The following is a 14,857-nucleotide window of genomic DNA, read 5'->3' as shown; positions in this document are numbered from 1 at the left end:
CAGGCGGCCGTCGCCGCCCCCACCGCCCCGCCCCTGCAGGACAAGCAGGCATTCATCGAGCATCTGATCAGCCAGATGACCGAAGCCGAGAAAATCGGCCAGTTGCGCCTGATCAGCATCGGCCCGGAAATGCCCCGCGACAAGATCCGCGAGGAAATCGCCGCCGGCCGTATCGGTGGCACCTTCAACTCCCGCACGGCCCCCGAAAACCGGCCGATGCAGGACGCGGCAATGCGCAGCCGCCTGAAGATCCCGATGTTCTTCGCCTACGACACCGTCCACGGCGAGCGCACCATCTTCCCGATCGGCCTGGGCATGGCCGCTACCTGGGACATGGAGGCCGTCGCCAAGGTCGGCCGCACCGCCGCGATCGAAGCCTCGGCCGACGCCCTGGACATGACGTTCGCGCCAATGGTGGATATCGCCCGTGACCCGCGCTGGGGCCGCACCAGTGAAGGTTTCGGCGAAGACACCTACCTGACCTCGAGAATCGGCCAGGTAATGGTGCGCTCGTTCCAGGGCAGCAGCCCGGCCAACCCCGACAGCATCATGGCCATCGTCAAACATTTCGCCTTGTATGGCGCCGTGGAAGGCGGGCGCGACTACAACACGGTCGATATGAGCCTGCCGAAAATGTACAACGACTACCTGCCACCCTATCGCGCCGCGCTCGATGCGGGTGCCGGTGGCGTGATGGTGGCGCTGAACTCGATCAACGGCGTACCGGCCACCTCCAACACCTGGCTGATGAACGACCTGCTGCGCAAGGAGTGGGGCTTCAAGGGCGTGACCATCAGCGACCACGGTGCCATCCAGGAGCTGATTCGCCACGGCGTCGCCCGTGATGGCCGTGAAGCCGCCAAGCTGGCGATCAAGGCCGGCATCGACATGAGCATGAACGATACCCTGTACGGCGAAGAGCTACCGGGCCTGCTGAAGTCCGGTGAGGTGACCCAGCGCGAGCTGGACCAGGCGGTGCGTGAAGTGCTGGGTGCCAAGTACGACATGGGCCTGTTCAAAGACCCGTACGTGCGCATCGGCAAGGCCGAAACCGACCTGAAGGACTACTACGGCAACGACCGCCTGCACCGCGAAGCTGCGCGTGACGTGGCACGCCGCAGCCTGGTGCTGCTGGAAAACCGCAACCAGACCCTGCCGCTGAAAAAGACCGGCACCATTGCCTTGGTCGGCCCATTGGCCGATGCCCCGATCGACATGATGGGCAGTTGGGCCGCCGACGGTAAGCCCGTTCACTCGGTGACCGTGCGCGAAGGCTTGCGCCGCGCCGTGGAGGGCAAGGCCAAGCTGGTCTACGCCAAAGGCTCCAACGTCACGGGCGACAAGGCGATCTTCGATTACCTGAACTTCCTCAACTTCGATGCCCCGGAAATCGTCGACGACCCACGCCCGCCTGCCGTGCTGATCGATGAAGCAGTCAAGGCGGCGAAGCAATCCGACGTCGTGGTCGCAGTGGTCGGCGAGTCCCGTGGCATGTCCCACGAGTCGTCGAGCCGCACCACCCTGGAGATCCCTGCCAGCCAGCGCGAGCTGATCAAGGCGCTCAAGGCCACCGGCAAACCGCTGGTGCTGGTGTTGATGAACGGCCGGCCGCTGTCGATCAGCTGGGAGCGCGAGCAGGCCGACGCCATCCTCGAAACCTGGTTCGCCGGCACCGAAGGCGGCAATGCCATCGCCGACGTGCTGTTTGGCGACTACAACCCCTCCGGCAAGCTGGCCATTACCTTCCCACGGTCGGTGGGGCAGATCCCGATGTACTACAACCACACCCGCATCGGCCGGCCGTTCACGCCGGGTAAGCCGGGCAACTACACCTCGCAATACTTCGAAGAACCCAACGGGCCGCTTTACCCGTTCGGCTATGGCTTGAGCTACAGCAGCTTCGAGCTGTCGGGCCTGAACCTGTCGAGCAAGGATCTCAAGCGCGGCGATACGCTGGAAGCCAAGGTAACGGTCAAGAACTCCGGCAAGGTTGCAGGCGAGACGGTGGTGCAGCTGTACCTGCAGGATGTGTCGGCGTCGATGAGCCGCCCAGTGAAAGAGCTGAAAAACTTCCAGAAGCTGATGCTTGAACCGGGTGAAACCCGCACGTTGACCTTCCGCATCAGCGAGGACGACCTGAAGTTCTACAATGGCCAGTTGCAGCGGGTTGCCGAACCAGGGGAGTTCAATGTCCAGGTAGGGCTGGACTCCCAGGCGGTGCAGCAGCAGAGCTTTGAATTGCTTTGACTGAAAAAGGCCGCCTGTTCCGGCCTCTTCTCGGGTAAACCCGCGAAGAGGCCGGCCCCGTTATCCCACCACCGGATCCGCCCCCCGATGCCCTTTTCCGTTCGCGCCCTGCGTCTGGGGCTGATCACCCTGCTGATCGTGCTGGGTACCGCACTCAGCGCCGGCTGGGCCATGCACCAGGCCAAGCGCCAGGCCATGGAAGACGACGCCAAGCGTGCCAGCCAGCAACTGGGCCTGTACGCCAACGCACTGCACACCCTGATCGATCGCTACCGTGCCCTCCCCGCCGTGCTGGCGCTGGACCCGGAGCTGATCGCAGCCTTGCGCGGCCCGGTCGACGAAAAGGTTCAGAACGCCCTGAACCTCAAGCTCGAACGCATCAATGGCGCCGCCAATTCCTCCACCCTCGAGCTGCTCGACCGCACCGGGCTGGCCATTGCCGCCAGCAACTGGCGGCTGCCCAGCAGCTACGTCGGCTCCAACTACGGCTTCCGACCCTACTTCAAGCAAACCCGCAACCAGGGCAGTGGCCGCTTCTATGCCGTGGGCGTGACCAGTGGCGTGCCGGGCTACTTCCTCGCCAGCGCGGTGAACGACGAGCATGGCCGATTCCTTGGCGCCATGGTGGTCAAGCTGGAGTTCCCCGAGCTGGAACGCGAATGGCGACAGGGCAACGATATCCTGTTGGTCAGCGACGCCCGCGGCATCACTTTCATCGCAAACCAGGATGGCTGGCGCTACCGCGAACTTCAGCCGCTCAGTGGCGCCGACCGTGCCGAGCTGGCCGAAACCCGTCAGTACGACAAGCAACCGCTGGTGCCGCTACACCATCAGGTGCTGACGCGGTTTGCCCCCTACAGCACCCTTAGCCGCGTGCAAGGCCCCGAGGGTAGTACCGAGTACCTGTGGGAAAGCCTGCCGCTGGAAGGCGAAAACTGGACCTTGCACCTGCTGCGCAAACCGCAGGTCGCTGCCGACGGCCGTAATGCCGCGCTTGGCGCCGCCGCCGTCTGGCTGAGCCTGGTGTTCGCCGCCCTTTTCGTCAGCCAACGCCTGCGCCTGGCACGCCTGCGCCAGCGCAGCCGGCAAGAACTCGAACGCCAGGTCGAAGAACGCACCCGTGAGCTGCGCACTGCCCAGGAAGGCCTGGTGCAATCAGCCAAGCTCGCCGCTCTCGGGCAGATGTCGGCAGCCATGGCCCACGAAATCAACCAACCGCTGACCACCCAGCGTATGCAACTGGAAACCCTGCGCCTGCTGCTTGACCATGGTCGCCATGACGAAGCGCGGCAAGCGCTGGAGCCACTGGAACAGATGCTCACGCGCATGGCAGCACTTACCAGCCACCTGAAAACCTTTGCCCGCAACAGCCCGATGGGCCTGCGCGAACGCCTTGACCTGGCAACCGTGGTCGACCAGGCCTTGCACCTGCTGGAGGCGCGCCTTCGCAACGAAGACGTGGAAGTGGCGCTGTACCTGGCACGCCCGGCCTGGGTACGCGGCGATGCCATCCGCCTGGAGCAGGTGCTGATAAACCTCCTGCACAATGCACTCGACGCCATGCTCGACAAGCGTTACAAACGCCTGGAGATCCGCATTGAACCCGACGGGGAGCTATGGCGCCTGAGTGTGCTCGACTCGGGTGGCGGCATTGCCGAAGCCGACCTGGCCAAGGTCTTCGACCCGTTCTTCACCACCAAACCGGTGGGGGAAGGGCTAGGGCTGGGCCTGGCCATTTCCTACGGCATCGTCCACGAGGCCGGCGGCCAGCTGCGGGCCGAAAACCTGCCTGGCGGCGCGCGCCTGAGCCTTACCCTGCCCCGTGACCTGGAGCCTGTATGTTGAATTCGGTGATCGTCGTCGATGATGAAGCCAGTATCCGCACTGCTGTCGAGCAATGGCTGAGCCTGTCTGGCTTCAGCGTGCAGTTGTTCGCTCACGCCGAAGCGTGCCTGGCACACCTGCCGCAGCACTTCCCTGGGGTGATCATCAGCGATGTGCGCATGCCGGGCATGGATGGCCTGCAATTGCTCGAACGCCTGCAGGCGAACGACCCCGACCTGCCCGTGATTCTGCTGACCGGTCACGGTGATGTACCGATGGCGGTAGAAGCCATGCGCATGGGGGCCTATGACTTCCTGGAAAAACCCTTTACGCCGCAAGACTTGCTGGGCAGCCTGCGCCGCGCCCTGGAAAAGCGCCAGCTGGTGCTTGAGAACCGCCGGCTCCACGAGCAGGCCGACCTCAAGTCACGCCTGGAAGTCACGCTACTGGGCATGTCCCAGGGCCTGCAACAGCTGCGCCGGCAAGTGCTGGACCTGGCCGGCCTGCCGGTGAACGTGCTGATTCGCGGTGAAACCGGCAGTGGCAAGGAGCGGGTGGCCCGCTGCCTGCACGACTTTGGCCCCCGTGCCGCCAAGCCCTTAGTAGCCCTCAACTGCGCAGCCATCCCCGAGTCGTTGTTCGAGGCCGAACTGTTCGGCCATGAGAGCGGCGCCTTCACGGGCGCCCAGGGTAAACGGATCGGCAAGCTGGAATATGCCAACGGTGGCACCGTGTTCCTCGACGAAATCGAGAGCATGCCACTGGCCCAACAGGCCAAGCTGTTGCGGGTGATACAGGAGCAGAAGCTGGAGCGCCTGGGGGCCAACCAGAGCATCAGCGTGGACCTGCGCATCATTGCTGCGACCAAGCCCGACCTGCTCGAGGAGGCGCGTGCCGGGCGCTTCCGCGAAGACCTGGCCTACCGCCTGAACGTGGCCGAATTGCGCCTGGCACCGCTGCGCGAGCGGCGGGAGGACATACCGCTGCTGTTCGAACACTTTGCCCGTGCTGCAGGTGAAAAGCTGGGTCGCACCGCCCCGCCGCTATCGGCTGCACAGCTGGCGCAGCTGCTGTCACATGACTGGCCTGGCAACGTGCGTGAGCTGGCCAATGCGGCGGAGCGGCATGCGCTGGGGCTGGGTTCGCCAAACATCGAGGTGGCACCTGCCGGGCAGTCGCTGGGCGAGCAGATGGAAGCATTCGAGGCGCAATGCCTGCGCGCGGCCTTGCGTCAGCATGGGGGCGAGATCAAGTCGGTGATGGAGGCGTTGCAACTGCCGCGGCGCACCCTTAACGAGAAGATGCAACGGCATGGGCTGGTGCGCGAGGATTTTGTTGGGCAGGAATGAGCGGAAATCCGCTTATGACCTGCACCTGGTCGGCAAAAAACCGCTTATCACCTCGAGATTCCGGGCTGCTTTGCAGCCCTTCGCAGGCAAGCCCGCTCCCGCAAAGGGCAGCGCAAGCCCCACTACTGTGCCGGTTTTGGGGTATTGGATGCCCTGAAATGAATCAGCCCGCCCCCATTTGGCACACCTTCTGCAATTGCCTTGGCAAGCTGCGCCACGGCGCGCTCCACAAAAACAACGAGAAGGTATCCCTGATGGATAACGCCACCTCCCTGCCCGCCGGGGCGGCCACCGCGCCTGCCGCAGAAAAAACCACCGCCAGCCGCCTGAAGTCGATCTTCAGCGGGTCCATCGGCAACATGGTCGAATGGTACGACTGGTACGTCTACGCCGCATTCTCGCTGTACTTCGCCAAGGCCTTCTTCCCCGCCGGCGACTCCACCGCACAACTGCTCAATACCGCTGCGATCTTCGCCGTGGGCTTCCTCATGCGCCCGATCGGTGGCTGGCTGATGGGCCTGTACGCCGACCGCAAGGGCCGCAAGGCCGCGCTGATGGCGTCGGTACTGCTCATGTGCGCAGGCTCGCTGGTCATCGCCCTGACCCCAGGTTATGAAACCATCGGCGTCGCCGCACCTGTCCTGCTGGTCATCGCGCGCCTGCTGCAGGGCCTGTCGGTGGGTGGTGAATACGGCACCTCGGCCACCTACCTCAGCGAGATGGCCAGCAAGGAGCGCCGTGGTTTCTTCTCCAGCTTCCAGTACGTGACCCTGATCTCTGGCCAGCTCATCGCCCTGGCGGTCCTGATCGTCCTGCAACAGACCCTGACCACCGAGCAGTTGTACGCCTGGGGCTGGCGCGTGCCGTTCGTGATCGGTGCGCTGTGCGCCGTGGTGGCCCTGTACCTGCGTCGCGGTATGGAAGAAACCGCCTCGTTCACCAAGAAGGAAAAGGCCAAGGAAAGCCTGATGCGCACCCTGCTGCGTCACCCCAAGGAGCTGATGACCGTCGTCGGTCTGACCATGGGCGGCACCTTGGCCTTCTACACCTACACCACCTACATGCAGAAATACCTGGTCAACACCGTAGGCATGAGCATCAGTGACTCGACCACCATCTCGGCCGCCACGCTGTTCCTGTTCATGTGCCTGCAGCCGGTGATCGGTGGTCTGTCCGACAAGATCGGTCGCCGTCCGATCCTGATCGCTTTCGGTGTACTCGGCACCCTGTTCACCGTCCCCATCCTCAGCACCCTGCACACCATCCAGACCTGGTGGGGTGCGTTCTTCCTGATCATGGCCGCACTGATCATCGTAAGCGGCTATACCTCGATCAACGCCGTGGTCAAAGCCGAGCTGTTCCCTACCGAGATTCGCGCCCTGGGCGTGGGCCTGCCGTATGCCCTGACCGTGTCGATCTTCGGTGGCACCGCCGAATACGTGGCCCTGTGGTTCAAAAGCGCTGGAATGGAGAGCGGCTTTTACTGGTATGTCACCGCCTGTATCGCCTGCTCGCTGCTGGTTTACGCGACCATGAAAGACACCAAGCAGCACTCGCGAATCACCACTGAGTAACGCTGGCCTGGCAGTACTAAAAGGGGCGCTCCATTGCATGGAGCGCCCCTTTTTCATTCAGACCTTTCCTTCTTAACGCCCTATTAATTCCACCTTTTCAAGCTGCAATGGCTGGCAGAACGTTGGCGCCCGCGCGAACGCTCCCAAGCCAGGCTTGCGGCCTGAAGCACGGCATACGCGCACAAACACATCGAATAAATAGATTATTAATCACTATTTTTTGCGCTTTTTAATCAAATTATTCGGCGTAGGATTAAACCCATAGAAACAAACAACTCACAAACCCCTGGAGCAACGACCATGAAAAACAAACTGATCCTCACCTTGGCCCTCTCGGTTTTCGCCGCTGGCGCCTTCGCCGAAGATGGCTTCGACCGGACCGACGCTCACACCTTTGCCGCGGTTCAAACCCAGTCAGCCAGCTACGCTGAAGACGGCTTCGACCGCACCGGCGGCCAACGCTTCGCCGAAGACGGCTTCGACCGCACCGGTGGCCAACGCTTCGCTGAAGACGGCTTCGACCGCACCGGCGGCCAGCGCTTCGCTGAAGACGGCTTCGACCGCACCGGAGGCCAGCGCTTCGCTGAAGACGGCTTCGACCGCACCGGCGGCCAGCGCTTCGCTGAAGACGGCTTCGACCGCACCAACGCGCACCGCATCAGCTGATACCTGATTGCGAGCACCCAGCCCGGCTTCGGCCGGGCTTGATCATTTGCACACGAGCTCAGGCTTGGCACACTAGGCACCTTGTCCACCAGGAGGTAGGGCCAACAAGCCCAGCACAGATGTATTACTACGAACCCGCCAAAGGCCACGGCCTGCCGCACGACCCGTTCAATGCCATCGTCGGTCCCCGCCCTATCGGCTGGATCTCCTCTCAGGACCGCGAAGGCCGCCTGAATCTGGCGCCTTACAGCTTCTTCAATGCGTTCAACTACATCCCGCCGATCATCGGTTTCTGCAGCGTCGGGCGCAAAGACAGCCTGAACAACATCGAGCAGACCGGTGAGTTCGTCTGGAACCTGGCCACCCGCCCACTGGCCGAGCAAATGAACCTGAGCTGCGCACCGGTTGCTGCCGAAGTGAACGAATTCGAATTGAGCGGCCTCACTGCCGCACCGTCTAGCATCGTCAAGGTGCCGCGCGTGGGTGAAACGCCGGTAGCCTTCGAGTGCAAGGTCAGCCAGATCGTCCAGCTCAAGCGCGCCGACCAGCAAGAGGTGCCCAGCTGGCTGATCCTTGGGGAAGTGGTGGCGGTGCACATTGCCGAGCACCTGTTGAACAACGGCATCTACGATACCGCTGCCGCCGAGCCGATCCTGCGCGGGGGTGGCCCGGCGGATTACTTCGAGCTGGGCAACCTGTTCAAGATGGCCCGGCCGCCGGCCTGATCACCAGACCAGCTCACCCTCTTCGCTGACGCCCTGCAGGCGTTGCAGCTCGGCGGTGGCCGCTTCGTCGGCGGCCACAGCGCCCTTGAACACCTGCCCGTCGAGAACCTTGTGAAAACGCGGCGCACCGCCCATGCCCAAGGCTTTGACTGCGATGGCCGCGTGGTAGCCGCCACCTTCCACCGGCACCATCGCCGATACCGCTTCGAAATGAGTGAATTCCTTACGTGCCATGTTGCTGTCCGCGTGATTGAACAAGGGCGTCACTTTACCTCATCCACGCTCAGTCGAAGGTATGCAAGTCCAGGCTGCTGACCACCTGAGCCTGCACCAGCTCACCGAACACCTCCAGTGTCGGTGAAGCAAAGTAGCCACTCATCGCCTGCTGGTCCTGCCAGCTTCCGCTGAGCAACCACAGGTCAGCATCAGCCTGAGAACGCTGCACGGTGAAACTCAGGCATCCCGGTGCACGCAGCGAGGGCTCGAGCAGATCACGCAGGCGCGCGCCCAGCTCTGCCGAGCGCCCGCTGCTGGCACGGATGAAAGCAAGGTGGGTGACCGGTTGTTTAAGGGTCATTGCACAATCTCCTTGAAGCAGGCGGACGGAAAAGCCAGGCTGCCAAGGTTAGGCGCTCACCCGCGCGGCGCGTTAGGCCATTACTGCATGTCAATTGCCTGATCCTGCAGCACGGCAGGATCAGGCAATCGACATGCAGCTTTCGACTAGCGCCCGTCTTTGCCCAAACCTATGCTGCGTCGGTCAGCAGAGGAAAGCCATCATGACCACCGCCACGTCCACCGAACCGACCCTGGAACTGCAGCGCCTGGAGCTGGCCGAGCTGATCAACCGCCACGCGGGCGAGCCCTATGGCCCAGCATCGGCCATCGATGACCTGTACCTGGTGCGTTACACCGAAAATGTGCGTTCTGTACCCACCCTGGCGCAGCCTGCCCTGTGCATCCTTGCCCAAGGCAGCAAAAGCCTGTTCCTGGGTGACGAGCAGTACGCCTACGACCCACTGCATTACATGGTCGTTTCGGTGACCTTGCCACTCAGTGCCGTGAGGCTGGATGCCAGCCCCGAGAACCCAAGCCTGGGCCTGCGCATGGACCTGGACCCGGCCGAGATCAGCCAGCTGATCGCCGAGAGCGGACCGATGCTGGTACCCAATCGACCTTCCGGCCGTGGTTTGTATGTGGAAAGGACTGATGCCGCGTTACTCGATGCCCTGCTGCGGTTGCTGCGGCTGCTGGACACCCCGCGCGACATCGCAATGCTGGCGCCGCTGTTCCGCCGCGAGATTCTCTACCGCCTGCTGCGTGGGCCGCAGGGTTACCGGCTGTATGAAATTGCCTTGGCCAACAGCCAGACCCACCGGGTTTGCCAGGCCATCACTTGGCTCAACAACAACTTCCAACAGCCGCTGCGTATCGAGGACCTGGCCCGTGAGGTCAACCTCAGCACCTCGACCTTGCACCACCGCTTCAAGGCCGTGACCTCGATGAGCCCGCTTCAGTACCAGAAGCAACTGCGCCTGCAAGAGGCGCGGCGGCTGATGTTGAACGACGGGCTGGAGGCGGCGGTGGCGGCTTATCGGGTGGGTTATGAAAGCCCGTCGCAATTCAGCCGTGAATACAGCCGGCTTTACGGCGCGCCGCCAATTCGCGATGTGGCTCGGTTGCGGGCTACTGCGGTCTGAAGCTCGACACTCGCCTGCCCCGGCGCTTTCGCGGGTAAACCCGCACCTGCAGGTTTTTGCACAGATGCGAAAATTGCGCGCTGCCTGCAGGCACGAGAGGCCGATACAGGCAATCGCAATGCTTCAACCCAACACCGCGGCCTGCCACTGATTCTGGTCCACCTGAATCAAGGTCGGCCCCTTGCGCTCCACCGCTTGCCCGAGCGCCGCCTGCAATTGGGCAATATCGGCCACGTTCTCTGCTGCCGCGCCCAATGCTCGCGCCACGCCGATGAAATCCGGGGTATGGATATCCACCCCGACCGGCTCGATCGCCCGATTGACCATGTATTTCTTGATTTCCTCGTACCCCTGGTTATTCCACAGCAGCACGATCAGCGGTACCTGTGCCTCCGCTGCACTGGCCAGTTCCGGCAGGGTGAACTGCAAACCACCATCACCAATCAGGCACACCGCCGGAGCGCGTTCGACGGCCTGCTCGGCACTGCCCAACCAGGCGCCCATGGCTGCTGGCAACGCGTAACCCAAGGTGCCGTAACCGGTCGAGGCGTTGAACCAGCGGCGTGGCTGCTCCATGTCGAGTGTCAGGTTGCCGGTGTACACAGGTTGGGTCGAGTCGCCCACCAGAATCGCATCAGGCAGGCGCTCCAGTATGGCGCTCAGCAAACGCGTCTGGCTCAGGGTGGGCTGGTCCCAGTCTGCCGCCAGGACCTTGCGCAGGTCGGCCACGCGGGCCACGCCCCAAGTGCTTTCGTGCACTGGCTGCGGCTGGGCTTGCAGGGCACCGAGCAGCGCTTCGGCTGCCAGCTCGGCATCGGCTACCAGCGCCAGCTCCGGCAGATAATTGCGCACGGTCTGGTCCGGGTCGATGTCAATGCGCAGCAGCCTGCCCGGGATCTCGAAGCCTCCCTTGAAGGTCACGTCATAATCGGTTTCAGCCAGTTCGGTACCGATCGCCAGCACCACGTCGGCCTCGGCCACCAGCGCCCGTGTGGCGGGTAACGACTGGGTCGAGCCGATCTGCAATGGGTGGCTGGCAGGCAGCAAGCCTTTGGCATTGATGGTCAGCGCTACCGGGGCCTGAAGGTGTTCGGCCAGGCGTGCCAGCGCAGCGCCCGCAGCCAACGCCCCGCCACCGGCCAGAATCAGCGGCCGACGCGCACTGGCCAGTCGCTCAGCCATCTGCGCCACGGCCTGCGGTGCAGCCCCTGCCCGACTGCCCCGTACAGGGCGGCCCGGCAGCAGGAAGTCGGCCGGTTCAACCAGCACATCGAGCGGGATTTCGATATGCACCGGGCGTGGCCGGGCACTGTCGAACACGGCAAATGCCCGGGCCAGCACCTGCGGCAAGTCGGCTGCACTCATCAAGGTGTGGGAAAACGCCGCCACACCCGATACCAGCGCGGCTTGGTTGGGCAGTTCGTGCAGCTTGCCACGGCCACCGCCCAGCTGGTCACGGGACTGCACGCTGGAAATCACCAGCATCGGGATCGAGTCGGCATAGGCCTGGCCCATGGCAGTGGTGATATTGGTCATGCCCGGGCCGGTGATAATGAAGCACACCCCGGGTTTGCCGCGGGTGCGCGCATAGCCGTCAGCCATGAACCCGGCACCTTGCTCATGACGTGGGGTGATGTGGCGAATGGAAGAGCCCGCCAGGCCACGATAGAGCTCCACGGTATGTACACCGGGGATGCCGAAGACATGATCGACGCCATAGCCTTCAAGGAGTTTGACCAGTACTTCGCCGCAGGTTGCCATCAGGGGTCACCATGAATCGTGTTGGGGTATGCCCTTATTGGACCCAAGCCACGGCTATCGCCACAATGTAAAAAAACACATACTAGCCATGTCCTGTGATCATGGCTTACTGCAATGAAACGCCTCCCGCCCCTGCCTGCCCTGCACACGTTTCTGGTCACCGCCCAGCACTGCAACTTCACCCGCGCCGGGCAGCAGTTGCACATCACCCAGGGCGCTGTCAGCCGCCAGATTGCAGCCCTCGAAGAACACCTCGGCTATGCCCTGTTCAAGCGCGAGGCACGTGGGTTGAGCCTGACCCGTGAAGGCCTGGACTGGCTGCCACGGGTGCAGCAGGTGTTCGCCCTGATCGAACAAGGGGTGCGCGAGGTGGGTGAGCACAGCACGACCTTGCAGCTGAAGGCACCCACCTGCGTAATGCGCTGGCTGCTGCCGCGCCTGATGGAATGGCAGGCACTGCGCCCGGATGTGCCGGTTGAGCTGACCACGACCGTGCAGCACGGGGTGGATTTCCGTCGCGAGGGCTTCGATGCGGCAGTGGTCTACGGCGATGCGCCGAACCACGGGCTGCAGGTGCGCAAGCTGTTCGATGAGCAGCTGACCCCGGTGTGCGCACCGTCACTGCGTGAAGGGCCAGTGCCGTTGCAGCAGGTGGAAGACCTGGCCCGACATATGTTGCTGCATCCCTCGCGGGATGAACACGACTGGCGGTTGTGGTTGCAGGCGGCTGGAGTGACGCTCGCCACGCATGGGCCTAAACAACATTTCGAGACACTGGACATGGCGATGGCCATGGCCTCGCAGGGGACAGGGGTGGCAATCGGTGACTGGTCGCTGATTGGCGATGACCTGCGCGGTGGGCGGTTATGCATGCCGTTTGCGCTGAAGGTGCTGACAGGCAAGGGGTATTACCTGGTGAGCCAGGCCAGGAGCTTGCCGCCGGGGCTGCTGGAATTGCTGGACTGGCTGGAGGGCCAGGCCAGCCTGTGACGGCCCTTTCGCAGGCTCACCCGCTCCCACAGGTTTGCACAGGCCTTGGTAGCTGTACGGTACCCATGGGAGCGGGCATACCCGCAACGCAGGCGACTCAATAGCCGACTGTGAACCGTTGCCGCGAGTGCTGCGGCTTCTCCAGCTCATCCAGCATGGCAATCGCATAGTCGGCAAACGTGATCCAGCTCTTGCCGTCCGCACCGATCAACAGATGATCCTTGCCCAGCGTATAGTGACCTCTGCGCTCACCCTCAACGAACTCAGCCGAAGGCGAAAGGAAGGTCCAGTCCAGGTTCGGCTCGCGCCGCAGCGCCTCCAGAAAACGCACGCCGGCACTGGCCTCGGCTTTATACGCCTCCGGGAAATCCGGGCTGTCGATCACCCGGTGCCCTGACGGCAGCAACAAGCTACCGGCGCCACCCACCACCAGCAGGCGCTTGACCCCGGCGCGCTTCACCGGCTCGATGATGGCGTGCGGCTCCATTGTCGAGAAATGCGCGGCACTCAACACAGCGTCCATACCTGCGACGGCTGCCTGCAGGGCCGCGCTGTCCGTGGCATCCAGCGACTTGACGGTCACACCCTCACGCCCTTCAAGCGTGGAAGGGTCGCGGGCTATGGCCAGTACACGGTGACCACGGCGCAGGGCCTCCTCCAGTAACTGACTGCCAGCACGGCCGGTGGCACCGATGATTGCGATCTTGCTCATGAAATACTCTCCATCAGTTGAACGGAATGACCGCCCTTGGTGACCTTCGCCGCCAGCGCCAGGGCACTCGCCTGCCGGCTTCGGGTAACGCCTTCTACCAAACAATGCGCACAGCTTAGTTACCCGATTCGTCACAAAAAATGCGATGCTCAGACATAGTTTGTTTCTGAAATCGGGCAAATCATGGACCGTCTCAACGCCATGCGGGTATTCGTCACAGTCATCGACCTGGGCAGCCAGTCGGCGGCGGCGGATTATCTGCAATTATCGCGGCCGGTCGTGTCGCGCTACCTGGCAGAGTTGGAAGACTGGGTTGGCACGCGGCTGATGCAGCGAACCACGCGCAAGCTCAGCCTCACGGCAGCCGGCCAGGAAACCCTGCCTCGCTGCCGGCAACTGCTGGAACTGGCCGGCGACCTGCAGGCTGCCGTGCAGCAGCCGGAAGACGCACCAAGGGGGGCACTGCGTATCAGCGTCAGTACCTCATTCGGCCAGGCACAGCTGGTGGATGCAGTGGCCGCCTATGTGCGGCGCTTTCCTGACGTGAAGGTAGAACTGCAGATGCTCGACCGCACCGTCAACCTGGTGGACGAGCGCATCGACCTGGCCATTCGCACCAGCAATGACGTGGACCCCAGCCTCATCGCCCGGCGCCTGAGTGTGTGCCGCTCGGTCGTGTGCGCGGCACCCGCCTACCTGAATGAGCGAGGCACGCCGCAACGGGTTGAGGAACTGAGCCTGCACAACTGCCTGACCCATGCCTACTTCGGACACAGCTTGTGGCATTTCGCGGTAGCCGGCCAGCAGGTCGCCGTGCCCGTATCCGGAAACATCAGTGCCAACGAAGTGATGACCCTGCAAAGGGCTGCGCTGGCTGGCGCAGGTATCACCATGCTGCCAACCTACCAGGCCGCAGACGCCATACGCCGGGGTGAACTGGTGCGTCTGCTGCCCGAGGCCAAACCGCGGGAACTGAACCTGAATGCGGTGTATACGTCGCGCAAACACATGCCGGCGACCTTGCGCAGCATGCTGGATTTCCTGGTGCAGCGTTTCAAGGACGAACCGGAGTGGGATCGGGATCTATACTAGTGGCGTACACCCCTATCGCTGTCACGGGAGGTGAGCACCATGGGCATCAAATCCAGAAGAGTCGCCCTTGTCATGGCCCTTACCGCAGTCGCAGGGCTGTATGGATCAGCCTGCTGGCGCGCCGAACTGCTACGCAGCCAGCCCAGCGTCGCCAATAGCTGCGAGCAGGCACATTGCGTGCCTCACAGTGCAACCTTGAGCGCCGTCCGTTGAATGG

General features: G+C 63.1%; 13 protein-coding genes. 9 read left to right on the top strand and 4 right to left on the bottom strand.

Annotated elements, in window-relative coordinates; all coding sequences use genetic code 11:
• From bglX to AC3WLP_RS22215, 6 genes are all read left to right on the top strand, one after another.
• The coding region (gene bglX / locus AC3WLP_RS22240) for a beta-glucosidase BglX (protein ID WP_103340246.1) at window positions 1-2,247 on the top strand (2,247 nt) is incomplete at its 5' end.
• 87 nt (window positions 2,248-2,334) lie between these two features.
• Window positions 2,335-4,092 (top strand): ATP-binding protein, encoded by a 1,758-nt coding sequence (locus AC3WLP_RS22235; RefSeq protein WP_012053622.1) that lies wholly within the window; start codon window positions 2,335-2,337, stop codon window positions 4,090-4,092.
• A complete protein-coding gene (locus AC3WLP_RS22230) occupies window positions 4,086-5,420 on the top strand; it encodes a sigma-54-dependent transcriptional regulator (RefSeq protein ID WP_088513336.1) in 1,335 nt (444 codons plus the stop codon). The genes AC3WLP_RS22235 and AC3WLP_RS22230 overlap by 7 nt, the downstream gene beginning before the upstream one ends.
• A 254-nt stretch (window positions 5,421-5,674) precedes the next feature.
• Entirely contained in the window at window positions 5,675-6,994 is a 1,320-nt protein-coding gene (locus tag AC3WLP_RS22225; RefSeq protein ID WP_003251986.1) for an MFS transporter, read from the top strand.
• Between the two features lie 300 nt (window positions 6,995-7,294).
• Window positions 7,295-7,660, top strand: coding sequence for a hypothetical protein (locus AC3WLP_RS22220; RefSeq protein WP_012053623.1), 366 nt, complete (start codon window positions 7,295-7,297; stop codon window positions 7,658-7,660).
• 119 nt (window positions 7,661-7,779) lie between these two features.
• Window positions 7,780-8,385, top strand: a complete 606-nt coding sequence (locus tag AC3WLP_RS22215; RefSeq protein ID WP_004575149.1) for a flavin reductase family protein — start codon at window positions 7,780-7,782, stop codon at window positions 8,383-8,385.
• On the opposite strand, the gene AC3WLP_RS22210 is transcribed toward AC3WLP_RS22215, so the two are convergent.
• Both AC3WLP_RS22210 and AC3WLP_RS22205 read right to left on the bottom strand, forming a co-directional pair.
• Window positions 8,386-8,652 carry a hypothetical protein gene (locus AC3WLP_RS22210; RefSeq protein ID WP_014754353.1) on the bottom strand — a complete coding sequence of 89 codons (267 nt, stop codon included), beginning with the start codon at window positions 8,650-8,652 and terminating at the stop codon, window positions 8,386-8,388. It lies immediately after the preceding gene.
• Between the two features lie 16 nt (window positions 8,653-8,668).
• Window positions 8,669-8,962, bottom strand: a complete 294-nt coding sequence (locus tag AC3WLP_RS22205; protein WP_003251976.1) for a putative quinol monooxygenase — start codon at window positions 8,960-8,962, stop codon at window positions 8,669-8,671.
• 202 nt (window positions 8,963-9,164) lie between these two features.
• On the opposite strand from AC3WLP_RS22205, the gene AC3WLP_RS22200 reads away from it, so the two are divergent.
• Window positions 9,165-10,085: an AraC family transcriptional regulator gene (locus AC3WLP_RS22200; protein ID WP_003251974.1), complete on the top strand. Its 921-nt coding sequence runs from the start codon at window positions 9,165-9,167 to the stop codon at window positions 10,083-10,085.
• 123 nt (window positions 10,086-10,208) lie between these two features.
• Here the strand turns inward: AC3WLP_RS22200 and AC3WLP_RS22195 are convergent, their stop codons facing one another.
• Window positions 10,209-11,846, bottom strand: coding sequence for a 5-guanidino-2-oxopentanoate decarboxylase (locus AC3WLP_RS22195; protein ID WP_088513335.1), 1,638 nt, complete (start codon window positions 11,844-11,846; stop codon window positions 10,209-10,211).
• A 114-nt stretch (window positions 11,847-11,960) separates the two neighbouring features.
• On the opposite strand from AC3WLP_RS22195, the gene AC3WLP_RS22190 reads away from it, so the two are divergent.
• Complete coding sequence (locus tag AC3WLP_RS22190) at window positions 11,961-12,836, top strand: LysR substrate-binding domain-containing protein (RefSeq protein WP_012053627.1); 876 nt, start codon at window positions 11,961-11,963, stop codon at window positions 12,834-12,836.
• A gap of 97 nt (window positions 12,837-12,933) precedes the next feature.
• Here AC3WLP_RS22190 and AC3WLP_RS22185 read toward each other — a convergent pair whose 3' ends face one another.
• A complete protein-coding gene (locus AC3WLP_RS22185; RefSeq protein ID WP_003251968.1) occupies window positions 12,934-13,548 on the bottom strand; it encodes an NAD(P)-dependent oxidoreductase in 615 nt (204 codons plus the stop codon).
• A gap of 183 nt (window positions 13,549-13,731) precedes the next feature.
• On the opposite strand from AC3WLP_RS22185, the gene AC3WLP_RS22180 reads away from it, so the two are divergent.
• Entirely contained in the window at window positions 13,732-14,640 is a 909-nt protein-coding gene (locus AC3WLP_RS22180) for a LysR family transcriptional regulator (RefSeq protein WP_014754356.1), read from the top strand.
• Window positions 14,641-14,857: the final 217 nt, after the last annotated feature.

It is taken from the genome of Pseudomonas sp. FW305-E2 (genome assembly GCF_058782925.1).
Note: the sequence above shows the minus strand (reverse complement) of the source record. Positions and strands in the feature narration are given on the sequence as shown.